At 60.5% G+C, this 24,143-nt stretch carries 16 protein-coding genes and 6 pseudogenes; 16 read left to right on the top strand and 6 right to left on the bottom strand.

The genetic code is table 11. The features are described 5' to 3' along the window. The first annotated feature begins 16 nt into the window (after nucleotides 1-16). The 8 genes and pseudogenes from LJU32_24110 to LJU32_24075 all read left to right on the top strand — a co-directional run bounded on the left by LJU32_24110 (nucleotide 17) and on the right by LJU32_24075 (nucleotide 7,780). Nucleotides 17-838, top strand: a complete 822-nt coding sequence (locus LJU32_24110) for a transporter substrate-binding domain-containing protein (GenBank protein WKV88467.1) — start codon at nucleotides 17-19, stop codon at nucleotides 836-838. A gap of 9 nt (nucleotides 839-847) precedes the next feature. Beyond that, nucleotides 848-1,200: pseudogene (locus tag LJU32_24105) on the top strand (DUF4398 domain-containing protein). A gap of 4 nt (nucleotides 1,201-1,204) precedes the next feature. Next, nucleotides 1,205-2,017, top strand: a complete 813-nt coding sequence (locus LJU32_24100) for an OmpA family protein (protein WKV88466.1) — start codon at nucleotides 1,205-1,207, stop codon at nucleotides 2,015-2,017. Nucleotides 2,018-2,320: 303 nt separating this feature from the next. Further along, a pseudogene (locus LJU32_24095) lies at nucleotides 2,321-3,759 on the top strand (PLP-dependent aminotransferase family protein). A gap of 78 nt (nucleotides 3,760-3,837) precedes the next feature. Beyond that, nucleotides 3,838-4,309: pseudogene (locus tag LJU32_24090) on the top strand (translation initiation factor 2). 162 nt (nucleotides 4,310-4,471) lie between these two features. After that, the gene (locus LJU32_24085) at nucleotides 4,472-4,726 is read left to right on the top strand and encodes a YkgJ family cysteine cluster protein (protein ID WKV88465.1); all 255 of its coding nucleotides are present in this window, start codon (nucleotides 4,472-4,474) and stop codon (nucleotides 4,724-4,726) included. 40 nt (nucleotides 4,727-4,766) lie between these two features. After that, complete coding sequence (locus LJU32_24080) at nucleotides 4,767-5,372, top strand: START domain-containing protein (GenBank protein WKV88464.1); 606 nt, start codon at nucleotides 4,767-4,769, stop codon at nucleotides 5,370-5,372. A gap of 314 nt (nucleotides 5,373-5,686) precedes the next feature. Beyond that, the gene (locus LJU32_24075; protein ID WKV88463.1) at nucleotides 5,687-7,780 is read left to right on the top strand and encodes an LTA synthase family protein; all 2,094 of its coding nucleotides are present in this window, start codon (nucleotides 5,687-5,689) and stop codon (nucleotides 7,778-7,780) included. Nucleotides 7,781-7,852: 72 nt separating this feature from the next. Here the strand turns inward: LJU32_24075 and LJU32_24070 are convergent, their stop codons facing one another. Then, entirely contained in the window at nucleotides 7,853-8,005 is a 153-nt protein-coding gene (locus LJU32_24070; protein ID WKV88462.1) for a DUF3309 domain-containing protein, read from the bottom strand. A 330-nt stretch (nucleotides 8,006-8,335) separates the two neighbouring features. Between LJU32_24070 and LJU32_24065 the strand changes: the two genes are divergently transcribed. From LJU32_24065 to csrA, 3 genes are all read left to right on the top strand, one after another. Then, entirely contained in the window at nucleotides 8,336-9,151 is an 816-nt protein-coding gene (locus tag LJU32_24065; GenBank protein WKV88461.1) for an SDR family oxidoreductase, read from the top strand. A gap of 63 nt (nucleotides 9,152-9,214) precedes the next feature. Continuing rightward, complete coding sequence (locus tag LJU32_24060; protein WKV88460.1) at nucleotides 9,215-9,547, top strand: YnfA family protein; 333 nt, start codon at nucleotides 9,215-9,217, stop codon at nucleotides 9,545-9,547. Between the two features lie 133 nt (nucleotides 9,548-9,680). Continuing rightward, nucleotides 9,681-9,866, top strand: coding sequence for a carbon storage regulator CsrA (csrA, locus tag LJU32_24055; GenBank protein ID WKV88459.1), 186 nt, complete (start codon nucleotides 9,681-9,683; stop codon nucleotides 9,864-9,866). Nucleotides 9,867-9,871: 5 nt separating this feature from the next. On the opposite strand, the gene LJU32_24050 is transcribed toward csrA, so the two are convergent. The 4 genes and pseudogenes from LJU32_24050 to LJU32_24035 all read right to left on the bottom strand — a co-directional run bounded on the left by LJU32_24050 (nucleotide 9,872) and on the right by LJU32_24035 (nucleotide 15,126). Then, entirely contained in the window at nucleotides 9,872-10,099 is a 228-nt protein-coding gene (locus LJU32_24050; protein ID WKV88458.1) for a YheU family protein, read from the bottom strand. Nucleotides 10,100-10,268: 169 nt separating this feature from the next. Beyond that, nucleotides 10,269-11,458, bottom strand: a pseudogene (locus tag LJU32_24045) (osmoprotectant NAGGN system M42 family peptidase). Nucleotides 11,459-11,605: 147 nt separating this feature from the next. Then, a pseudogene (ngg, locus tag LJU32_24040) lies at nucleotides 11,606-13,350 on the bottom strand (N-acetylglutaminylglutamine synthetase). Nucleotides 13,351-13,353: 3 nt separating this feature from the next. Beyond that, nucleotides 13,354-15,126, bottom strand: a complete 1,773-nt coding sequence (locus LJU32_24035) for an N-acetylglutaminylglutamine amidotransferase (protein ID WKV88457.1) — start codon at nucleotides 15,124-15,126, stop codon at nucleotides 13,354-13,356. 316 nt (nucleotides 15,127-15,442) lie between these two features. On the opposite strand from LJU32_24035, the gene LJU32_24030 reads away from it, so the two are divergent. Genes LJU32_24030 through LJU32_24015 form a run of 4 tightly spaced genes read left to right on the top strand, consistent with a single transcriptional unit; the run spans nucleotide 15,443 to nucleotide 20,251 of the window. Beyond that, the gene (locus LJU32_24030) at nucleotides 15,443-17,815 is read left to right on the top strand and encodes a hypothetical protein (protein WKV88456.1); all 2,373 of its coding nucleotides are present in this window, start codon (nucleotides 15,443-15,445) and stop codon (nucleotides 17,813-17,815) included. Continuing rightward, nucleotides 17,773-18,684: a hypothetical protein gene (locus LJU32_24025; protein ID WKV88455.1), complete on the top strand. Its 912-nt coding sequence runs from the start codon at nucleotides 17,773-17,775 to the stop codon at nucleotides 18,682-18,684. Before LJU32_24030 ends, LJU32_24025 begins: the two co-directional genes overlap by 43 nt. Further along, nucleotides 18,681-19,922: a hypothetical protein gene (locus tag LJU32_24020; GenBank protein ID WKV88454.1), complete on the top strand. Its 1,242-nt coding sequence runs from the start codon at nucleotides 18,681-18,683 to the stop codon at nucleotides 19,920-19,922. Before LJU32_24025 ends, LJU32_24020 begins: the two co-directional genes overlap by 4 nt. Further along, the gene (locus LJU32_24015; protein WKV88453.1) at nucleotides 19,919-20,251 is read left to right on the top strand and encodes a hypothetical protein; all 333 of its coding nucleotides are present in this window, start codon (nucleotides 19,919-19,921) and stop codon (nucleotides 20,249-20,251) included. Before LJU32_24020 ends, LJU32_24015 begins: the two co-directional genes overlap by 4 nt. Before the next feature lie 3 nt (nucleotides 20,252-20,254). Here LJU32_24015 and mnmC read toward each other — a convergent pair whose 3' ends face one another. Continuing rightward, entirely contained in the window at nucleotides 20,255-22,234 is a 1,980-nt protein-coding gene (gene mnmC / locus LJU32_24010) for a bifunctional tRNA (5-methylaminomethyl-2-thiouridine)(34)-methyltransferase MnmD/FAD-dependent 5-carboxymethylaminomethyl-2-thiouridine(34) oxidoreductase MnmC (GenBank protein WKV88452.1), read from the bottom strand. 312 nt (nucleotides 22,235-22,546) lie between these two features. Here mnmC and pap point away from each other — a divergent pair. Next, nucleotides 22,547-24,060, top strand: a pseudogene (pap, locus tag LJU32_24005) (polyphosphate:AMP phosphotransferase). Nucleotides 24,061-24,143: the final 83 nt, after the last annotated feature.

Here is a 24,143-nt window from a genome sequence, read left to right as displayed (position 1 = left end):
TGGGGAGTGTTTTGCCATGGATCTGCGCTGCGGATGGTTATTGGGATTGATGCTGTTGCCCGGTTTGGCCATGGCCGCGGGCAAGTGCGAGCGCCTGGTCGTCACCGGCAGCCCGGATGCGCCGCCGTACCTGTGGCAGGACCCGCAAAACCCCAAGCGCCTGATCGGCGCCAGTGCCGATCTGTTGCAGCAAGTGGCCAAGGATCTGGGCATCAAAGTCGACCTGCTCTACGCCGGCAAACGCTCGCAGGCCCTCGATGAAGTGCGCAGCGGGCGCATGGACATGCTGGCCGACGCACCGCTGACCGTGACCGAGCTGGAAAACTTCGACTTCATTCATCCGCCACTGCTGGAAAACGACTATCTGGTGTGGACGCGCAAAGGCTCGACGCTGACCTATGCCGAGGCCGGCGACCTTAAAGGGCACGCCGGCGCGGTGTCGGAAAAATCTCGGATGACCCAGGCATTCGGCACTTTCGCCGAGCAGAATCTGACCCTGACGCGGACAGCCAACCTTACCCAGGCACTACAGAAACTTCTTTTGGGCGAGGTGGAATATGTCCTCGCCGGGCGCTACTCAGGCCTGGCCGCCGCGCAGACATTGGGCATGACCAGCGATCTGCTGGCGTTCGAACAACCCATCGACCGGCCGGGTCTGTTCCTCGCGGTTTCGCATAACTCGGCCTGCAACGATCCGTGGTTGCGCGGACAGCTCGCCAAAAAGATGACAGAATTGCCCGCGTCCGGACTGACGGAAGCCGCGCTGCAACGCAACCTCGAGCGCTGGAAGGCGCAACAGCAACAGCCGCCACGACCTGTCAGTGCCCCAAAACAGTAGGGATTCTTAGTGAGTATTCGACCTCTTTTCGCGGCTGTGGCCGTTCTGGCCCTGGCCGGGTGCGCAACCGATCCGGCACCCAGTGAACAAATGCGTTTGACCGAACAAGCCATCGTGCAGGCCAAGGCCGTTGGCGCCACCGCTGACGACGTGCCGGAAATGCAACTGGCCGAAACCAAGTACAACCGCGCCAAAGGCAACATGGCGGACGAGTCCTATCGCAACGCGCGCATGCGGGCCGAGCAGGCCGAACTGGATGCGCGTCTGGCTGAAGCCAAGGTGCTGACGAAAAAAGCCAAGAGCAACTGAATGTGCTCAATACCCGCATTGTCCGCCTGCGCAAGCAGCTGCAACTGGGGAAGCGCAATGAGCCTCAAGTCCAACGCTCTCGGCATTCTGCTTCTTGCCAGTTGCGCCAGCCTCTACGGCTGCGCCGGCCAGCACAGCGAGGCGGCGCTGCAACAGGCCGGCGCTGATTTCCAGAAGGTCAAGGAAGATTCCAACGTGCTGCGCATCGCGCCGAAAGACGTGATCCGCGCCGGCGAATCCCTGGCCCGCGCCGATCGGCTGTCGACCTATTGGGGCAGCGGTGCCGACGTGGTGCATTACGCCTACCTGAGCCAGCGCTACAGCGAAATCGCTCGCGAGCACACCAATCAGGTACTCAACGAGGAGCAAGCGGCCAAGCTCGAACTGGAGCGGCAGCGCCTGCAACTGGCCCTGCGCGAATCGAAACTGCTCAGCGTGCAGCAACAAGGCAAGTGGCTGGAGGAACAGATCGTCGCGCTGGCGACCACGCAGACCGATCGCGGTCTGGTGATGACCCTCGGCGATGTGTTGTTCGACACTGGCGAAGCGGAACTGAAAAACTCGGCCAACCGGGTCGTGCTGAAGATCGTTCAGTTCCTGCAGCTCAATCCCAAGCGCGTGGTGCGCATCGAGGGTTACACCGACAGCACTGGTGGGAAACAGGAGAACCTCAAACTGTCCCGTGACCGCGCGCAATCGGTGGCTGACGTGCTGGTCGATCTGGGGATCGACGAAAAGCGCATCCAGGTCGAAGGTTACGGTGATCAGTTTCCGGTCGATGCCAACGCCTCCGAGCGCGGTAGGGCGCAGAATCGCCGTGTGGAAATCGTGTTTTCCGACGAAAAGGGCCAGCTCGGCGCCGCCCGCTAAGCAACGCAAAACCCTGTAGGAGCTGCCGAAGGCTGCGATTTTTTGATGTTGAATTTAAAAACAAGATCAAAAGATCGCAGCCTCGTTTCACTCGTCAGCTCCTACACAGCTCCTGCAAAGCCCGGCCTGTCATGCAGTGCCGGGCTTTTTTACGTCTGTCTATTGGCTGGCAAATCGGTACAGTCGGGGGCAGACACCGCACTGTATGGTCGAGTAATCTGGCAACTGTCCCAGTACACTTCTAAACTGTTCCGGTATTGTTTCAGACAAGAATAAAACGCCCGTGAAATCGAGTGCTGCGTCATGACCAATCTCTTGCTCTACCAACGTATTGCTCAGCAACTGGCCGAAGACATCCGCCGGGGTGTCTATCAACCCGGGGAGCGCGTGCCTTCGGTGCGCAAGATGAGTTCGCAGCTCAACGTCAGTCATGCGACGGTGTTGCAGGCCTACGCCAATCTCGAAGATCAGGGCCTGATCCGCGCTCGTCCGCAATCGGGTTATTACGTACACCAGACCCCGCGCTGACCGCGCCGACGCCTGACATTGCCCGGGTCGAACGGCCGGGGCTGGTGACGCGCAGCAGCATCATTCAACAGGTATTGGTGGAGTCCCGCCGGGAAGGCGTGTTTCCGCTGGGCGCTGCGGTCCCGAGTGTCGATTATCTGCCGGTGCGTGCGCTGCATCAGCAGTTGGCCAAGGTGACCCGGTTTCACAGCCCACGGGCGTTCAGCTACATGTTCAGCCCCGGTTTTGAACCGCTGCGTCGGCAAGTGGCGATTCGCATGCGTGATGCTGGTGTGGTGGTGGACCCGTCGGAAGTAGTGATCACCCACGGCTGTGTCGACGCCTTGCAGATGTCGTTGCGTGTGCTGACCCGGCCGGGCGATCTGATCGCTGCCGAATCGCCAACCTATTACGGCCTGCTGCAACTGGCCGATCTGCTTGGCCTGAAAGTCATCGAAATCCCCAGCGACCCCGCTACCGGCATGAGTCTGGAAGCCTTGCAGCTGGCCGCCAATCAATGGTCGATCAAGGCGTTGGTGCTGACCACGCGCCTGAGCAATCCCCTCGGCGGCACCATGCCGGAAGAGCGGCAGAAACAGTTGCTGCGCCTGGCCTCGGATTTCGATATCCAGATTGTCGAAGACGATATCTACGGGGAACTGATGTTCGAGCAGGGCCGCACCAAAGCGCTGAAGGCCTACGATCGACTGGATCGAGTGATCTACTGCTCGAGCTTCTCCAAAACCCTGTCGCCCGGTGTGCGCATCGGCTGGATGATCGCCGGCAAGTACCAACAGGAAATCCAGCGCCTGCAAACCTTCAGTACCCATTCAGCGTGCAGCGTCACGCAGATGGCGATAGCGGCCTATCTGGAAAACGGCGGTTATGACCGGCATTTACGCTACATCCGTCAGGAATACCGAAAAAACCTCAGCGCGTTCCAGCTGGCGGTGCAGCAGCACTTCCCTGAAGGCACGCAAATGTCCCGACCTACGGGCGGTTTCATCCTGTGGGTGAGCTTGCCGGGGCGGGTCAACACCCAGGAATTGCATGTCCGCGCGTTGCAACAAGGCATCAGCATCGCGCCGGGGCTGATCTTCAGTAATACCGAGCAGTTCAACCACTGTATCCGCCTGAATTGCGGCATTCCGTGGAATCGCGAGGCGGAGCGGGCGCTGATGACGCTGGGTCTGTTGGCCACCCAACTGTGTCAGGAAACCGCTGGCGGATTCTGAACGAAGAGGGCGGTGATGCTTGTCATGTGACGCACAACAGGCGAGCATGTGGCCCTCTGCCGTTAGTTCGTTGGGTCCATGAAAGCGATTGTTCCTGCCGCGTGGGTACTGCTGGGTTTGCTGATGATCGGCCAGGCGCCGGGTGTCCTGGCGGCCGCAGCCCAGGAAAAACCGGCAGCGACCAGTACCACGAACAAAGCCACCAAAACCGCGGCTCCGGCAAAAAAGCCCAAGCGAAAAAAACGCCACGGTGAAGAAGCGCCGCCCGGTTGCTTCGAAATCGAAACCCGCCAGCGAAGTGGCCAAGACCAAATTGCCGCCGGCAAAACTCGACCTCAGCCTGCCCAAGGATATGGTTGAAGAGTTGAAGCCACGGGGCACCGTGGAGCTGCCCAAACGCGAGGCGATCCTGCCGCAGATGTTTGGCGAGAAAGATAACGGCTTCCAGCTCAACGGCCGCTTGCTCAGCAACGAAATGCAGTTGCAACTGCGCAACGAAGCGCGCCGCGATGTGGAAGGTGCGGCGCTGGATTTCGAATTCAAACAATAGATCCGGGCATCTGCGACGCGCAGACCAGACGCTTCGTCGGAGACTGCCCGGTCACTTTTACTTATCGTTGAAAACCCGCTTGCAGCAATTTGAAACAGCCGTTTTAGCGGTTACTCTGTTCGCGTCTCTTTACACATCGCCCGTCGCGAGGATCTGTTCGTCATGAAATGCCGTGAAGGCTGTGGCGCTTGCTGCATTGCCCCCTCCATCAGTTCGCCGATCCCGGGCATGCCCGATGGCAAACCCGCCGGCGAACGTTGCGTGCAACTGTCGGTCGATAACCTGTGCAGCATTTTCGGCCGTCCGGAACGCCCAGCTGTCTGCTCGGGCTTCGCTGCGGATGTCGAGGTCTGCGGCAGTAGCTCCGAAGAAGCGATCAGATTGATCGGCTGGTGGGAGCAGATGACGGCGGCGTGATGTGTTCACCAACGGAACTTCAACAATAAGGAATAACACTATGGGTTCGCTGCACCGTATCGCTGTTTTGTGTGGTCTGACTGCCGTGCTCGTCACTTCGGTCGCCCAGGCGGAAGACTGGAAAGTCGCCAAGAATGAAGACGGCATCAAGGTTTCCCTGAGCGAAATACCCGGTTCGGACTACAAGTCCTACCAAGGCGTCGCGCTGATGAAAACCACCGTTGCCAAACTGCGCGCCTTGCAGGAAGACGTCTCCGGCGCTTGCGCCTGGATTCACGAATGCAAGAGCCAGAAACTGCTCAAGCACGAAGGCGATCTGAGCTGGACCTATTCGCAATTCAACACGCCGTGGCCGGTGACCCCGCGTGATTCGGTGCTGAAGATCACCACCGTTGAAGGCGCCGACGGCAGCCTGACCCGGAATCTTGAAGGCGTACCGACCTATCTGCCGGAAGAAAAAGGCTTCGTGCGGGTCCAGCAGGTCAAAGGCTTCTGGAAGTTCGTGCCAAAAGGCGATCAGGTCGAAGTGACTTATCAAGTGCACACCGAGCCAGGCGGCAGCGTGCCGGCCATGGTTGCCAACAAGTTTGTCGTCGATGCGCCATTCAATACCTTGAAAGCGCTGAAAGAACGCGCCGAGAAATAATCTTCGCGCTCTAAACAAAACGCCCCGACCGGTTCGGGGCGTTTTGTTTTGTCTCTAAATTGTATTTCCAGATATGCGTTGCACGAAATTTTCACAGAGTCTTAAAGACAATTCGCCCGCACTTGTTGCCTGCCATAGCACTGCCAGCCCTTTGAATGAAAGTCTTCAAGAGCAGGGCAGTAATCAATGGCAATGGTGTGAACGATCGTGCAACATTTGCGCACCGCGCACGCCCCGGGGTCTGGAATGACCAATAGAGGGCCTGGCGCCGCTGTATTTTTGCAACTTCAACTTCCAATGGGTCCTAAAACGACATGGCAAACCCGGACGCCCTGAATCAGCAGCGATCTTCTGCTCGCCTGCTGCAACCGACCGTCAAATCGCATCTGGCCTACACGCTGCTGTGCGCACTGGTCATGATGGTCATGTTTTCCGCGCTGCGCCTCGCGCTGCTGGTCTACAACCGCGAAATGATCCTCGACACTCCGGCCGCGACCTTCCTCGAAGCGTTCGTCAACGGTCTGCGTTTCGACCTGCGCCTGGTGGTGTACCTGTGCATTCCGCTGGTGCTGGCGCTGTTCAGTGCCCGGGCCATGGCCGCGCGCGGTTTCTTCCGCCTGTGGCTGACCGTCGCCTCGAGCATCGCGCTGTTCCTCGGCCTGATGGAAATGGACTTCTACCGCGAGTTTCACCAGCGCCTCAACGGTCTGGTGTTCCAGTACGTGAAGGAAGACCCGAAAACCGTAATGAGCATGCTCTGGTACGGTTTTCCGGTGGTGCGCTACCTGCTGGCGTGGGTGATCGGCACAGCGATTCTGACCCTGGCGTTCAAAGGCGCCGATCGTGCCACTCGCCCGCGCGGACCGTTCAGCGGCGGCAGCGTCAGCTCCCGTCAGGTCGCACCGTGGTACACCCGTCTGGCGGTGTTCGTGGTCTGCCTGTTGATCTGCGTGATTGCCGCCCGTGGCACCCTGCGTCAAGGCCCGCCGATGCGCTGGGGTGACGTCTACACTACCGATTCCAACTTTGCCAACCAGCTCGGTCTCAATGCCACGCTGTCGCTGATCGAGGCCGCCAAGTCCCGCATGGGCGAAGATCGCGACAATATCTGGAAAGCCACGCTGCCGCAGGAGCAGGCGCAGAAAATCGTCCGTGAGATGCTGCTCATGCCGGACGACAAACTGGTCGACGCCGATATTGCCGCCGTGCGCCGTGATTACACGCCGCCAGCCGACAAGACCCTGCCGATCAAGAACGTCGTCGTGATTCTCATGGAAAGCATGGCCGGTCACTCGGTCGGTGCCTTGGGCGCGCCGGGGAACATCACTCCGTACCTGGACAAGCTGTCGAAGGAAGGTCTGCTGTTCGACCGTTTCTTCTCCAACGGCACCCACACCCACCAGGGCATGTTTGCGACCATGGCCTGCTTCCCTAACCTGCCAGGTTTCGAATACCTGATGCAGACTCCGGAGGGCAGTCACAAACTGTCCGGTCTGCCGCAGGTGCTCAGTGCTCGCGACTACGACGACGTGTACGTCTACAACGGCGATTTCGCCTGGGACAACCAGTCGGGCTTCTTCAGCAACCAGGGCATGACCAACTTCGTTGGCCGCAATGACTTCGTCAATCCGGTGTTCTCCGATCCGACCTGGGGCGTTTCCGACCAGGACATGTTCGATCGTGGCCTGCAGGAACTGAAGGCGCGGGAAAACGGCAAGCCGTTCTACGCATTGCTGCAAACGCTGTCCAACCACACCCCGTACGCTTTGCCGACACCGTTGCCGGTCGAGCGCGTGACTGACCGTGGCAGCCTCAACGAACACCTGACCGCCATGCGCTACTCCGACTGGGCGCTCGGCCAGTTTTTCGAGAAGGCGCGCAAAGAGAAATATTTCAACGAAACCCTGTTTGTCATCGTCGGCGACCATGGCTTCGGCAACGAGCGCCAGATCACCGAAATGGACCTGGGCCGTTTCAACGTGCCGATGCTGATGATTGCTCCAGGCATTCAGCAGAAGTTCGGTACCCGTGACCATACCGTGGGTACGCAGATCGACATCGTGCCGACCATTATGGGCCGTCTTGGTGGTGAAGTGCGTCACCAGTGCTGGGGCCGTGACCTGCTCAACCTGCCGCAGGGCGATACCGGTTTCGGTGTGATCAAGCCATCGGGCAGCGAGCAGACCACCGCCATCGTTACCGCCGAGCAGATTCTGGTGTTGCCGCGTGACAAGGACATGGGCCCGAAAATCTGGCAATACCAGCTCGGTGCCAATCCGCACGCCGAAGTTGTGCCGGACGCGCCGCGCACTGCCGAACTCAAACTCAAACTTGAAGCGTTCCTGCAAACCGCGACCAAGAGCCTGCTCGATAACACCGCCGGTGTGATTCACGGCACGCCGGACTGATGCCTGGTTAAAGTCCACGCAATAAAAAAGAGGCCCTTGAACAAGGGCCTCTTTTTTTACAGCTTCAAATCGTCATATCTTGCCGAGTAACAACAGCACCAGCAGCACGACCAACACCACGCCGATAATGCCCGACGGGCCATAACCCCAACTTCTGGAGTGCGGGAAGACCGGCAGACCACCGATCAGCAACAGGATCAGGATGATGATTAGAATTGTGCCCATGGGTGATTTCCTTGTTCAGAGTCTGGAAGAGTCTTGATGCTCAGTGGGCAGCTGGAGAGCAACTAAATTCCAGCCGGCTTACATGTTCCGACTTGCGTCAGTGAAAAATAATTCAATGTTTTTTAATGTATTTGGATTGCTCTGTTATTTCCTTTCCAGCAAAAAGATCGCAGCCTCGTTGCACTCGTCAGCTCCTGCATGAGACCAACCGGAAAACAAAGACGGCTGCAATCTTTTGATCCTCCATTCAGCAACTGGATGGAGCGTGGGCGAACGAAGTTCCTTCGCTACACTCGGCGCATCTTTCCCGGAACAACAAGGCTGTCCGCTATGCAAAATCGCATGATGATCACTGGTGCAGGCTCAGGCCTGGGTCGCGAAATCGCCCTGCGCTGGGCCCGTGAAGGCTGGCGGCTGGCCTTGTCCGACGTCAGTGAACCCGGTCTGCAGGAAACCCTGAAGCTGGTGCGCGAGGCGGGCGGTGACGGTTTCATCCAGCGCTGCGACGTGCGCGATTACAGCCAGCTCACCGCGTTCGCCCAGGCTTGTGAAGAAAAACTCGGCGGCATCGACATCATCGTCAACAATGCTGGCGTCGCCTCCGGCGGGTTCTTCAGCGAACTGTCGCTGGAAGACTGGGACTGGCAGATCGCGATCAATCTGATGGGCGTGGTCAAAGGCTGCAAGGCGTTCCTGCCATTGCTGGAACAGAGCAAGGGCAAGATCATCAACATCGCCTCTATGGCCGCGCTGATGCAGGGTCCGGCGATGAGCAACTACAATGTGGCCAAGGCTGGCGTGGTGGCCTTGTCGGAAAGTCTGCTGATTGAACTGGCGCAGCAGGAAGTGGCGGTGCATGTCGTCTGCCCATCATTCTTCCAGACCAACTTGCTGGATTCTTTCCGTGGCCCGACCCCGGCAATGAAAGCGCAGGTCGGCAAGTTGCTGGAAAGTTCGCCGATCAGTGCAGCGGATATCGCTGACTACATCTATCAGCAAGTCGCCGCCGGCGAGTTCATGATTCTGCCTCACGAACAAGGGCGCATGGCCTGGGCGCTCAAACAGAAGAACCCGCAATTGCTCTACAACGAGATGACCTCAATGGCCGAGAAAATGCGCGCCAAGGCCAGACAAAACAACGCTTGATCTTGTTCGTTGCTGGCCGCGTGGTTAGGGTGACCGCCATGGTCACCCTGTCGAGACGCGTTGATGCTCAATTACCTGTGGTTCTTCCTTGCGGCGCTGTTCGAAATCGCCGGCTGTTTTGCTTTCTACATGTGGCTGCGCCAAGGCAAGAGTGCGTTGTGGGTGATTCCCGCGTTGCTCAGCCTGACCCTGTTCGCGCTGTTGCTGACCCGTGTTGAAGCGGTCTACGCCGGGCGCGCCTATGCAGCATATGGAGGGATCTACATCGTTGCTTCGATTGGCTGGCTAGCGGTGGTCGAGCGGGTGCGTCCGCTGGGTTCGGACTGGATTGGCATGGCCCTGTGCGTGGTCGGTGCCAGCATCATTCTGTTCGGGCCGCGCTTTTCCGCCGCCTGAGGCTTTTGTGCGAAGCGTCTGACAGCTGTGGGCGTGGGCGACTGTAGGGCAAGACTGATTTGCTCGTCGTGGATTGTGAAGACGCTGTAAGCCGCGCATCTTCAGGGTTTGCCAGTCCTGAAGGATGAATCCCATGCTTGTACTCAGCCGTGTGGTCGGTGAGTTGATTTCAATCGGTGACGACATCACCCTGCGTGTTCTGTCGGTCAATGGCTCCAGCGTGCGCTTCGGCGTCGAGGCGCCGAAGAAAGTCCATGTGCACCGCGCCGAGGTCTATGACCGGATCAAGCGCAAGGAGGCCGCCGCGAAGGCTGGCTGACGGTTTCAGTCGAACAGATGCTTGGGTACGTCGTGCTTGAGCATCAGCTGGCACTGTTCGCTTTCCGGGTCGAACACGATCAGTGCCTGGCCTTTGGTCAATGCCTGGCGCACGCGCAATACGCGGGTTTCCAGCGGGGTGTCATCGCCGTTGTCAGTACCGTCGCGAGTGACGAAATCCTCGATCAGGCGGGTGAGGGTGTCGACTTCAAGCGCGTCGTGTGGAATGAGCATGGGCACCTCGGTCAAATCAATGTCGGGATGCTACGGGGATTGGGTTTTGCCTGCCAGTTCTGTATTGGACTTGTCGGCCCATTCGCGAGCAGGCTCGCTCCCACATTTGAAATGCGATCCCTGTGGGAGCGAGCCTGCTCGCGAAGGCGGTCATCTGTTCACCGAAGGCTCAACTGTCAGAACGCTGCCCCACCAGACTGTCTACCGGCGGCACGCGGGTTTCGCTTTCCATCTGCGTGTCATGCTCGATCTGATGGCTGAAGCGATCCAGAGACGCATTGGCCGGCGCCGCATCGCTGGCGAAGACTGGCGGGCTGAGGATGTACGCGCCGAGCAAACGGCTGAGCGCCGCCAGGCTGTCGATGTGCGTGCGTTCGTAGCCGTGCGTGGCATCGCAGCCGAAGGCGAGCAGGGCAGTGCGAATGTCGTGGCCGGCGGTGACCGCCGAATGCGCATCGCTGAAGTAATAGCGGAACATGTCACGGCGCACCGGCAATTCGTTCTCGCCGGCCAGACGCAGCAAATGCCGCGACAAGTGATAGTCGTACGGCCCGCCAGAGTCCTGCATCGCCACGCTCACCGCGTGTTCACTGGAATGCTGGCCCGGCGCGACCGGCGCAATGTCGATGCCGACGAACTCGCTGACATCCCACGGCAATGCTGCCGCCGCACCGCTGCCGGTTTCCTCGGTAATGGTGAACAGTGGATGGCAATCGATGTTCAGCTCCTGGCCACTGTCGACAATCGCCTTCAATGCGGCGAGCAGTGCGGCCACGCCGGCCTTGTCGTCGAGGTGGCGCGCACTGATATGTCCGCTTTCGGTGAACTCCGGCAGCGGATCGAACGCCACCACGTCACCGACATGAATGCCCAGCGATTCGCAATCGGCTTTGGTCGCGCAGTAGGCGTCCAGCCGCAGTTCGACATGGTCCCAACTGATCGGCATTTCATCGACCTGGGTATTGAATGCATGCCCGGAAGCCATCAGCGGCAACACGCTGCCGCGAATCACGCCAGTGTCGGTAAACAGGCTGACCCGGCTGCCCTCGGCAAAGCGGCTCGACCAGCAACCGACCGGGGCGAGGGTCAGGCGACCATTGTCCTTCACCGCACGCACCGCGGCGCCGATGGTGTCCAGGTGCGCCGATACGGCGCGGTCGGGGCTGCTTTTTTGCCCTTCAACGTCGCGCGAATGGTGCCGCGTCGGGTCATTTCAAACGGAATACCCAGCTCTTCGAGACGCTCGGCGACATAGCGCACGATGGTGTCGGTGAACCCGGTAGGGCTGGGAATGGCGAGCATCTCCAGCAGGACTTTTTGCAGGTAAGCCAGATCCGGTTCAGGGATTTGTGTGGTCATGGTCATGGAAACTCCTGATGGGTTGAGCACTGATCGTTCCCACGCTCTGCGTGGGAATGCAGCCCGGGACGCTCTGCGTCCCTCGAATGGACGCGGAGCGTCCGATGAGGCGTTCCCACGCAGAGCGTGGGAACGATCAGGAAAGGTTCAGACAGCCGGCTGACTATGCGGAAACAACAGATCGACAAAGCGCTCCGCCGTCGGCTGCGGTTCATGGTTGGCGAGGCCGGCGCGTTCGTTGGCTTCGATGAACACGTAGTCGGGCTGATCCGCCGCCGGCACCATCAGATCGAGGCCGACCATCGGAATATCCAGCGCCCGCGCCGCGCGCACTGCCGCGTCGACCAGGGTCGGATGAAGAATGTCGGTCACGTCTTCCAGCGTACCGCCGGTGTGCAGGTTGGCCGTGCGCCGCACGAACAGATGCTCGCCGGCCGGCAGGATGCTGCTGTAGTCATAGCCGGCAGCGTGCAGCGTACGTTGGGTTTCGTGGTCCAGCGGGATCTTGCTCTCGCCGCTGGTGGCCGCTTGCCGGCGGCGGCTCTGCGCTTCGATCAGCGCACCGATGGAATGCTGCCCATCACCGACCACTTCGGCGGGCTTGCGAATAGCAGCCGCGACCACTTCAAAACCGATCACCACAATGCGCAGATCGAGACCTTCGTGGAAGCTCTCCAGCAACACGCGACTGTCGAACTGCTTGGCGGTTTCGATGGCCTTCTGCACCTCTTCGATGGTGCGCAAATCCACCGCGACGCCTTGGCCCTGTTCACCGTCGAGCGGTTTGACCACCACCCGCTGGTGTTCATCGAGGAAGGCCAGGTTGTCGTCGGCATTGCCCGCCAGTTGCTGTGCCGGCAGTTTCAGGCCGGCGGCCTTGAGCACCTTGTGGGTCAGGCTTTTGTCCTGGCACAAGGTCATGCTGATGGCGCTGGTCAGGTCGCTGAGCGACTCGCGGCAGCGCACGCGACGGCCACCATGGCTGAGGGTGAACAGCCCGGCGTCGGCGTCATCCACTTGCACGTCGATACCGCGTCGATGCGCTTCTTCGACGATGATCCGTGCGTAAGGGTTGAAATTCGCCTCCGGCCCCGGGCCGAGAAACAGCGGCTGATTGATGCCGTTCTTGCGCTTGATGGCGAAGGTCGGCAGGTTGCGGAAACCGAGTTTGGCGTAGAGGTTTTTCGCCTGACGGTTGTCGTGCAGCACCGACAGATCCAGATAAGCCAGGCCACGGCTCATGAAGTGCTCGACCAGATGTCGCACCAGCACTTCGCCGACGCCGGGGCGCGAGCAATGCGGGTCGACCGCCAGGCACCACAGGCTGCTGCCGTGTTCCGGATCGTTGAAAGCTTTTTGATGGTTGAGGCCCATGACACTGCCGATCACCGCGCCGCTATCCTCGTCTTCCGCCAGCCAATACACCGGACCGCCCTGATGATGCGGAGTGAGCAGCTCCGGATCGATCGGCAACATGCCGCGCGCCTGGTACAAGCGGTTGATCCCTTGCCAGTCGGTTTCACTCTGCGCGCGACGAATGCGGAAGCCGCGAAACACCCGCGTGGCCTGCCGATAATCGCTGAACCACAGGCGCAGGGTGTCGGATGGATCGAGAAACAGCTGCGTCGGCTCCAGGCCGAGAATCTGCTGCGGTGCGGCAACATACAGGGCGATATCGCGCTCGCCGGGTTGCTCGTTGAGCAGCTCCTGCGCCAGCGACGCCGGGTCGGGAAAGGTGTGCCCGATCAGCAGCCGGCCCCAACCGCAATGCACAGCAATCGGGGCGCTGGCAGGCTCGCTGCCGTCTTCGGCCAGGCGCGCCTGCAAACGTTCATACGAGGGGCCTGACCACGCAACAGGCGTTGGTTGATGGACGTGGCATGAGGTTTCATCAATCAGATTCCTTGTTCACTGAGCCACAGGTTCAGGGCCGCCAGTTGCCACAGTTTCGAACCGCGCAACGGGGTCAGTTGGCCTTGCGGGTCAGTCAAAAGCTTGTCGAGCATGCTCGGGTTGAACAGGCCACGATCCTGGCTCGGATCCAGCAGCAGCTCGCGCACCCAATTGAGTGTGTCGCCCTGCAAGTGCTTGAGACCCGGCACCGGGAAATAGCCTTTCTTGCGATCGATCACTTCGCTTGGAATGACCCGGCGAGCAGCTTCTTTCAGCACTTGCTTGCCGCCATCGGGCAGCTTGAATTTGCCCGGCACACGGGCTGACAGCTCGACCAGTCGATAGTCGAGAAACGGCGTGCGCGCTTCCAGGCCCCAGGCCATGGTCATGTTGTCCACGCGTTTGACCGGGTCATCGACCAGCATCACCGTGCTGTCCAGGCGCAGCGCCTTGTCCACGGCAGCATCGGCGCCAGGCTGGGCAAAGTGCTGTTTGACGAAATCGCCTGCCGCATCGTGGTCGACCAGCCATTTCGGCTGAACCGTCGCCGCGTAGTCGTCGTAGCTGCGATCGAAGAACGCATCGCGGTAGGCCGCGTATGGATCTGCCGCGCCGTCGACTTGCGGATACCAGTGATAACCGGCAAACAACTCGTCCGCGCCCTGGCCGCTCTGCACCACTTTGCAGTGCTTGGCCACTTCCCGCGACAACAGATAGAACGCGATGCAGTCATGGCTGACCATCGGCTCGCTCATCGCCCGGAACGCAGCAGGCAGTTGCTCGATGATTTCTTTCTCGTCGATGCGCAACTGATGGTGGCGGGTGCCGTAGTGCTTGGCGATCAGGTCCGAATACTGGAACTCGTCGCCGCGCTCGCCGCCGGCATCCTGGAAACCGATGGAGAAGGTCGACAGGTTCTCTACACCGACTTCACGCAACAGGCCGACCAGCATGCTCGAGTCGACACCGCCAGACAGCAACACGCCGACATCCACTGCCGCACGCTGACGAATCGCCACCGCTTCGCGGGTGCTGTCGAGGACGCGATCGACCCAGTCTTCAAGGTTGAGGTTTTTCTCGTCCTCATGTGGGCCGTAGGGCAGGGTCCACCAGGTTTTCTGCTCGGTGCGGCCATCGGCCTCAACGCGCATCCAGGTGGCGGGCGGCAGTTTTTCGATACCGGCCAGCAAGGTGCGCGGCGCAGGCACCACCGCATGGAAATTCAGGTAATGGTTGAGCGCCACCGGATCAAGAATCGGGTTGATGTCGCCACCCTTGAGCAGCGCTGGCAGTGCCGAGGCGAAGCGCAAACGCTGGCCGGTGCGTGACAGGTATAGCGGCTTCACGCCGAGACGGTCACGGGCGATAAACAGGCGCTTGGCATCGCGCTCCCAAATGGCGAAGGCGAACATGCCGTTGAGCTTCGGCAGCAGCGCCTCGCCCCAGGCGTGATAACCCTTGAGCAGCACTTCGGTGTCGCCGCCGGAATAAAAGGCATAGCCCAGCGCTTCGAGCTCTGCGCGCAATTCCGGGAAGTTGTAGATCGCGCCATTGAAAGCCAGGGACAGGCCCAATTGGCTGTCGATCATCGGCTGCGCCGAACCGTCCGACAGGTCCATGATCTTCAGGCGTCGATGGCCCAGGGCAATCGGCCCTTGGGCATGGAAGCCCCACGCGTCAGGGCCGCGAGGGGCCAGGTGATGGGTGATTCTCTCGATCGCTGCAAGGTCTGCAGGTTGTTGATCAAAACGTAACTCGCCAGCTAATCCGCACATAAAGTCCTTACCGGTTTTTCCGTTGGGGAAGGTCAAGCCGTACCGCGCGAAAAGTGCGGGTACTCAGAAACTGACCTGTCACGGTAGGCGGAGTTTTAGATCGATAAGTTATAAGCGAGCCGTCTGCGCCAAGGTGCGGCGGTTATCCAAGCGCAAGGAGCGTGGACAACCGACTCTGAGCTACCGGGTGGTAGCGGGCTGTTTTAACGGTCGCAAATCCTGTTTGGTTGCCGGGATTTCCCCGAGCTTTTTGAATTATCAATTCGCCTCAGGCATCGCTAAGGTCACAGGCCTCCCGCAATAAAGGACTATTGCCATGCCTTCCAAAGAAAACAACATCCCAACGACTCAAGCCACGATTCTCGGCACATTGCTTGAGGCTACCGGCGACCTCGATATTGCCCAAGCCCTGCAGAAAAATCTGCCGCCGCATTTGCTTACGGCCTCGCCTGCGACCCTCGCGGTGCTCGATCAGACCGTCAGAGATCTGCATACCCTGCAACTGAAGGTCGAGAAGGACTTCAGCCGCCTCGAATCGTTGCAGCCTTTCTGCATCCGCGAGCTGACCGCCGCGCTGAAGAAAAAATGGCCGGCGGTCTATGACGTCGAGCGGGATCTGCTGAGCCTGCCCGGTGTCGACTGCGGTTGTGAGGCGGTCACTGCCGATGAGTCCGGCGTCGAAGTGATCAAACATGCCACGCAAACCCTGCTGCAGGCGGCGATGCAGAATTTCACCGAGGATGAAGAACAGGCAGATGCGTTCCCCTCAGGCAGTGTGGTGCGCGTCCAGAGTGCGCCCGGCGGGGTCAAGGATCTGACTCCGGCGGCGTTCGCCACGTTGTGCCGCGAGCTGGATCTGGGCAAGCAATACCAGCTGCATTTGCAGAAAACCTTCGGCCTTGTGGACGATGGCGGGAAGGTCGTGGCCAGCAGTGCCATGACCAGCGACATCGTCGCGATGAAAAAGCATCTGTTGCGACTGGATGCCGAGCAGGCCTGGCTCAAAGGTGACATCACCTCATCCGGGCTGCGCATGGTCAAGGATCTGATCGAGGCCGATGGCGTGGCGTCGCCGCAAACCCTGCGCTACGGCGAGGACCCAATGGTCATGCAGGGCATTGAAATATTCGACAGCTGTGTCTGGGGCGTCGTGGTTTTCAGCGCACGTTCCCTGGAGCACCATCCCGAGGACGGCTGCCTGGTGTACATGCCTGGCGAGCCCGCACGAGCCCTGTACGAGTACCCCAATCTGGCGGCCTTCAAGCTCTACCTTACGCAACAACTGCAGACGACGGACTATCGGGAATACTTCGCTCGCAGTCTGGATGAAGATGACAAGGCCGATTTCTTCACGGCGTTCACCGGCAAGGGTGAGGTGGCCGTAATCAAACAGCTGTCGATCGATGTATCACTGTTCGATTTCATGCTGCTGAGTCATGTCGGCAAGCGCCAGATCGATGCGCGCAAACTGGCGGTGCCGACCGCTGATATCGATGAAGAAGCGCGTCGCAAACGCCTGCAGGACTGGCTCGAGTCGGGAGTGACCCTGGCTTCTGTGGCAGGGCTGTTCGTGCCGGTACTCGGGCAGTTGATGATGGGCGTCGCAGTGGGCCAATTGCTTGGCGAGGTGTTCGAGGGCGTCGAAGACTGGCAACGCGGTGACCATCAGCAAGCCCTGTCGCATGTGCTCAGTGTCGTCGAGAACATTGCCCTCATGGGCGTCTTCGCCGGTGGGCAAAAAGCAATCGGTGCCCTGGGCGGCAAGCTGCTGCGCAGCCATCCCGAGTTTTTCGGACAATTCGCTGCGATTCTCGATCACGCCGCAAGACCTCGCTTGTGGAAGCCGGAACTCAGCCATTATGAGCACGCGCTTCCAGCCGGTTTCACCATCGATGCGGGCTCCGAGGCGTTCTACCGGATCGGGGTCAAGACCATAGGCCGTGTCGACCATCGGCTGCTTGCGGGCAAGTACGACGCCGACGGCAAGACCTGGCACCTCGAACACGCGCAACGTGCAAACGCCTATGCCCCACAATTGGTCCGGCATGTCGAGGGCGGCTGGCAGGTTCCCAACGAGGCGCCGGAAGAGTGGAGCAGCTCGGCCTACACGCTCAAGCGCATCGATCCACAACTCAGCGAGTTCGTCGATGATGATCTGGACATGATGCGCCGGCTCAGCGACACCTCGCACGAGGCGCTGTTGCAAACCTTCAATGACAACCTGAAGCTGCCGGTGCGCTTGCGCGACACCGTGGAGCGCGTGCGCCTGATCCGGCAATTGCGCGAGCTGACAATCGAATTGCACAGCGGCGAGTACCATTCCGGCCAGCCTGTCGAGGAGCAGTTGCACGCTTTGCCGACGTTGCCGGGCTGGCCGACTGACCGTTATATCGCGGTGACCAGCGCCGAAAAAGCCATTGAAGCAACCTATCCTGCGACGCGCTTGCTCGACGACACCCTCAGTGTCGAGGTGACGCGCGAGCAGTTGTCCCGAGGTCAATTGCTGCAAACGGTCATCGATGGCCTTGACCAGCACGAAGTCAAAGAGATGCTTGGCGCCAAGGTGGCGAAATCCACGCAGGCATCGGCGCTGGCAAAAAGCTGGCCGCGGCACTCACTGCGGATCATCGCGCGGCCTTCAAGCGCATGTACCAGCGTTACGACCAGAGCGAGGCGGGTGAACTGGTGAAATTACGCCAGGTGTTCACTGACCTTTCGGCGCGTCATGGACAACGCTTGGTCGACCGCGCCACCAGTGTCGAGCGCCAGCACCTGCGATCGACCGGACGGGTGCCGTTGCGCCTTGCGCAGCGGGCCAGGGCCGGCATTGAGGAGGTGCGCCTCGATCACGCTCTGGCGGGTTTTCATTGGCCGCGTCTGGCCAACGTTGACACTGATGCGCTGGCCATCCGCTTGCTGCCGCGCCTGAACAGCTGGGATACGCAATGGCGTCTGCAGCTGCGCGAAAACACCCTGGCGGGGCCGGTTCTGGAAGAGGTCGGGGACACGGCGGCCAGCGCGGAAAACACCTGCACACTGGTGAAATCCGCCGCCGGTTATGAAGCGTTCAGCGGCGAGGGAAAGTCCCTTGGCAAGGTGGCCACGGGGCCTGAAGCGTTGTTCACCGCCCTTTTCAAGGCACTGCCGCAGCGTCAGCGCACGCTGCCGGGTTTTGCCGCGAACACCCGGCAATTGCGCAGCAAGCTGCTTGATGCCGCCTTGCAGGAACGCCAGGTCACGGCTCGTACGTTACGCAACGCTAAGGCCGCGAGGATCGAGGAACCGGCATGCGTGCAAGGTGATCAAGCCCCTGCAAACAAGCATCCGCGCGGGCTGCTGCGCAAAGTGCGCAGGCTATACCCGCGCCTGAGTGAAACCCAGGCCAGCCAACTGATCGATGGCCTCGGCGCGGATCCGCTGAGCCGCGCGACCCGGGTCAAAGCGCTGCAGCAGGAACTGAAAACCCTGCGTGACGCCTTGTTTGTCTGGAGCGAGGACGCGCTGGGCCTGAAGGCCTTGGGGGTGACCTGGCAGAAGCGCGCCACAGCCGAAAAATGACCGCAGAACTGATCGAGGAGGGTTTTCGCCGGTTTCACTGGGTGCCCGACGAACAGGGCAAATCCCTCTGCACGCTCAACCTTGATGGCATGCGCGTCGGCAAGCTGCCGACACTGCCGCCGGGGGTGAGCTTTGATCACATCCAGCAGCTATCGATGAAGAACATGGCCCAGAGCGACGACGTCGCGCACTTTCTCAAATCCTTCAAACAGCTCGAGTCGCTGGAACTGGACAACAACAGCGTTACACGCTTGCCGGAAATGCTGTCGTACATGCCCAATCTCCAGCGGCTGAGCCTGGCAAACAATCAGCTGCGGCTGACGGAGCCGACGCTGGCCAAGCTCAAACGCATGACCACGCTGCACTACCTCAATCTCAATGGCAATCCTCTGGGCGCGACGCCGGACGTCAGTGCCATGCGCGATTTGCGCCGATTGCTGCTGCGCGAAACGGGACTTACGGAAATGCCGGTCGGCCTCAAAAATCTTACGTCTGCCGAGTGGATGGACCTGCGCAACAACCAGATCAAGGATCTGCCCGACTGGTTGTTCGAGGTGTCGCGTCGATTCAGTCAGGCGCTGAATCTGCGCTTCAATCCGTTGTCTGCGGCCAGCGAGACTCACCTTGAAAACTACCGCAACAACATCGGTGTCGGCATGGGCTACCTGCAGGACGATATCGCTCGGCTGGACGAGCAGAAGGCCCGTTCGCTGTGGATGATCGGCAATCCCCCAGCGCAGGCCGCCGAGCGTGAACGGATCTGGACCGCTTTCAAGGACGATGAGCGTGGCGAGGCCTTGTTTCACTTGTTGTCGGAACTGGGCGATACCGCTGATGCGACGCAGGGCAGTGCCGACATGCGCCGGCGCGTCTGGGCTGTGCTTGAGGCGGCGCAGCGTGACCCGGTGCTGTGCGATCAAGTGCTCAACCTCGCCGCCAATCCGATCAACTGCACGGACAGCGCGGCGATGAACTTCAGTCATCTGGAAGTGGCGGTCGAAGTTGATCGGGTCAGTAATATCGCCGGCGGCCGGCCGGTCACTGCCAAACCGCTATTGGAACTGGGAAAGCGCCTGTTTCGCCTGGAAAAGCTCGGCGACCTTGCGCTTGAACATGTGCGCAAACATCCGAAGGCTGACGCACTGGAGGTCAATCTGGCCTATCGCACCGGACTCGCCGAGGCGCTCGATTTACCCGGGCAGCCGCGACGGATGCAATTCGCCGAACAGGGGGCGTGACGGCTGCCGATCTGGAGACGGCCAAGAACCGGATCATGACGGCGGAGCTGTCGCCTGAATGGCTGAAATTCATGCAGCGGCAAGGGTTCTGGACAGACTATCTGCAGCGCACGTTCGCGCGGAAATTCTCGCCCATCGATGCGCTCTACGCACCGCGCATCGATGCTGTATTCGAACAGGCCGAAACGCTGCCCTCCGCCGATTACCTGAGCCAGATGGATGCCATCAGGCTCGAGCGCGATGAGGCACAACAAGCCGTAATCAAGCGTCTGACCGAAGAGTCGATACGCCTGATGGACCTCGGCCTCTGTGTAATGCCCGACGACTGAAACCTACTTGCCGCGAATCAACTGGCGCAGGGCGAACCGGTTGGGATGACAGGCTTCGGCCACGCTGCGTGGCAACGGCAGCGGCTCGTTGTCCAGCCACGCGGCGAGCAATTCGCCGGACAGCGGGGCGGTGATCAGCCCGCGAGAACCGTGGCCGCTGTTGACGTAAAGTCCGTCGAGCCATGGGCAAGCGACGTCCGGCACTTGGCGGGCGTCCTTGCTCAACGCTGCGTAGCTCTGGAGGAAGGCTGTGCGGTCGGCGAGCGGGCCGACGATCGGCAGATAATCCGGGCTGGTGCAACGGAAGGCGGCGCGGCCTTCAAGGTTCTCGACTGGCTGCTCGCTGATGTTCAGACGGGTGAGCAGATCGTTGGAAATCTCTTCGAGCATTGCCAGATTGCCTTGGTGCTCGGCTGTCGTGGGCGTCAGATCGTCGCTGTTGAAGTCGAAACTGGCGCCCAGCGTGTGCTCGCCCAGTCGTGCCGGGGCGACATAGCCCTCGGCGCACACCACCGTGGCCAGCGCATGACTTTCTGCTGTCTCAGCCAGACGCGTGATCTGCCCGCGAATGCGCTTGAGCGGTAGTTCGGCACTCTGGGCAAAACGTTTGATTTCGGCGGCTCCGGCCAGGATCACCACCGGCGCACTGGCGAGCAGTCGTTCGCCGTCGAAGGCTTGCCACAGGTCTGCGACTTTGCGCAGTTCCAAAGCTTCGTGATGGCTGAGCAAATCAATGTTGGCATGCATTGCCTGGGCCTGACACAGCGCTGGCGGATGCACCCAGCCGCCTTCGGGGTAGAACAAGCCGCCGTGGGCTACGCCGACACCGGCGCGGGCCTGGGCTTCAGGTTGTTCCAGCCAATGCAGCAGATCTTCCGGGAATGCCTGCGCCAGTTGCGCGTGGCGCTCGGCTTCCTTGGCATTGAACGCCAGTTGCAGCACCCCGCAGTCATCCCAGTCGCTGCCGCGCTGCAGCGTTTCCAGCAGACGCCGGGTGTAACCGAAGCCGCTGAGGATCAATTGCGACAACGCCGTGCCATGGGCGGACAGCTTGAGATAGAGCACGCCTTGCGGGTTGCCCGAAGCTTCTTGCGCCACCGTCGCATGCCGCTCCAGCAGACTCACCTGCCAGCCGCGCGCCGCCAGGCTCGATGCTGTCGCGCAGCCGGCCAGGCCGGCACCGATCACCAGCGCCCGGCGCTCGCCGTTGAGTGGAGCAGGGCGGGCGAACCAGGGTTTCGCCGGTATCGGCGCCGCCACCTCGGCGGGCCAGCCAAGAAATTCGCCACGCAGGATTTCCCACTTGTGGCCGATGCCCGGCGTGCGCTTCATCTTGAACCAGGCAGCGTTGAGCAGACGGCGGACCCAGCCGGTGCTGGTGAAGGTGCTGATGGTCGATCCCGGTGCGGCCAGACGCGCCAGTTCGACGAACAGCTCAGCGGTCCACATGTCCGGATTTTTCGCCGGAGCGAAACCGTCGAGAAACCATGCATCGACCTGCGCATCGAGTTGAGGCAGTTGCTCCAGCGCATCGCCGATCAGCAAGGTCAGCGTCACCCGGCCTTCGGCCAGAGTGATGCGCTGAAAACCTTGATGAATCGCTACGTAGTGCTTGAGTAACTGATCGGCCAACGGCTTGAGTTCCGGCCAAAGTGCCAGGGCCCGTTGCAGATCCGCTGGCGCCAGCGGGTACTTTTCCACGCTGACAAAATGCATGCGTGCGCCGGCCACCGCGTGCTGTTCGAACAACTGCCAGGTGCAGAGAAAATTCAGCCCGGTGCCGAAGCCGGTTTCGCCAATGACCAGGCGCCCATCGGCGGGCAGTGCAGCGAAACGCTCGGCCAGACGGTTCTGCTCAAGAAACACGTAACGGGTTTCTTCCAGCCCCGACTGGTCGGAAAAATACACGTCATCGAACACCCGCGAACGTGGGCGTCCCTGGTCGTCCCAGTCGAGTTGGGCGTGGGGCATTTCGGCTTTCATGGCAGGCTCGGCAAACACAAGGCGGCCATTCTAGCCGATCGCGCCGGTACTACCTGATTTAGCACAAGGCTCGCGGTGAAAAGAACCCTGTGGCGAGGGATTCATCCCCGCTGGACTGCGAAGCAGTCCCAAAACCATCCACCCCGTTTTCCCGATCCAAACCACACTTCCCGGATTTACGCCTGCTGCACAGCCAGTCAACGATAAATCCCCTCACACAAAGTTCTCCTCCCGTCCTGAGTTCATGGGAATTTATGCGCCGCGTCCGTGCCCAATCCGCTAGTCTTGCTGAACCCTGGAAGGAGCCGTCCCATGTTCGAATCCGCTGAAATTGGTCACGCCATCGACAAAGACACTTATGAGGCGGCGGTCCCTGCGCTGCGCGATGCCTTGCTTGAAGCCCAGTTCGAATTGCAGCAGCAGAAGCGCTTCCCGGTGATCATCCTGATCAACGGCATCGAAGGGGCGGGCAAGGGCGAGACGGTCAAATTGCTCAATGAATGGATGGACCCGCGCCTGATTGAAGTGCGCACCTTCGACCAGCAAACCGATGAAGAACTCGCACGGCCACCGGCGTGGCGCTACTGGCGGATGCTGCCGGCCAAGGGTCGAATGGGGATTTTCTTCGGCAACTGGTACAGCCAGATGCTCCAGGGCAGGGTTCATGGTTTGTTCAAGGATCCGCGTCTGGATCAGGCCATCGCTGGCGCCGAGCGTCTGGAAAAAATGCTTTGCGATGAAGGCGCGCTGATCTTCAAGTTCTGGTTCCACCTGTCCAAAAACAGATGAAAGCGCGGCTCAAAGCGCTGGCCGACGACCCGTTGCACAGCTGGCGCATCAGCCCGCTGGACTGGCAGCAATCGCAGACCTACGACAAATTCGTCAAATACGGCGAGCGCGTGCTGCGCCGCACCAGCCGCGATTACGCGCCGTGGCACATCATCGAAGGCGCCGACGCCAACTACCGCAGCCTGGCGGTGGGCAAGATTCTCCTCGAGGGCCTGCAAAATGCGCTCAAGCGTGCCGAGGTCAATCCGCGCGAGGTCAGCGCCGCGCCCTTGGGTACGCCGGTCGATCAGTTGAATCTGCTCGACAGCCTTGACCTGACACAGCGTCTGGACAAGAAAGACTACGAAGAACAACTGATTACCGAGCAGGCGCGCCTGTCCGGGCTGATGCGTGACAAACGCATGCGTCGCCATGCGCTGGTGGCAGTGTTCGAAGGCAATGACGCGGCCGGCAAAGGCGGGGCTATCCGCCGAGTCGCGGCGGCGCTCGACCCGCGTCAGTACAGCATCGTCCCGATCGCCGCACCAACCGAAGAAGAACGCGCGCAACCGTACCTGTGGCGGTTCTGGCGGCACATTCCGGCGCGGGGCAAATTTACTGTGTTCGACCGCTCCTGGTATGGGCGGGTGTTGGTTGAGCGGGTCGAAGGTTTCTGCACCCAGGCCGACTGGCTGCGCGCCTACGGCGAGATCAATGACTTCGAAGAGCAATTGGCCGACGCCGGCGTGATCGTGGTCAAGTTCTGGCTGGCCATCGACAAGGATACGCAGATGGAGCGCTTCCAGGAGCGCGAAGAGATTTCCTTCAAGCGCTTCAAGATCACCGAAGACGACTGGCGCAATCGGGAAAAATGGGACGCTTATCGTGCAGCCGTGGGCGACATGGTCGACCGCACCAGCACCGAGATTGCGCCGTGGACGCTGGTCGAGGCCAACGACAAGCGCTGGGCACGGGTGAAAGTGTTGCGCACCATCAACCGCGCGCTGGAAGACGCCTTCGAGAAATCCGACAAGAAGGCCAAAAAGCACAAGGACTGAAGCGATGGCCGCGCATACGCCGGGTGAATGATCCTCGCGGTCGGCAAGAAGGTGGACTTATGCTCAGGTCCACTCTCAACCGA

The organism is Pseudomonas sp. B21_DOA (assembly GCA_030544685.1).
GTDB lineage: Bacteria > Pseudomonadota > Gammaproteobacteria > Pseudomonadales > Pseudomonadaceae > Aquipseudomonas > Aquipseudomonas fluorescens_AO.
Note: the sequence above shows the minus strand (reverse complement) of the source record. Positions and strands in the feature narration are given on the sequence as shown.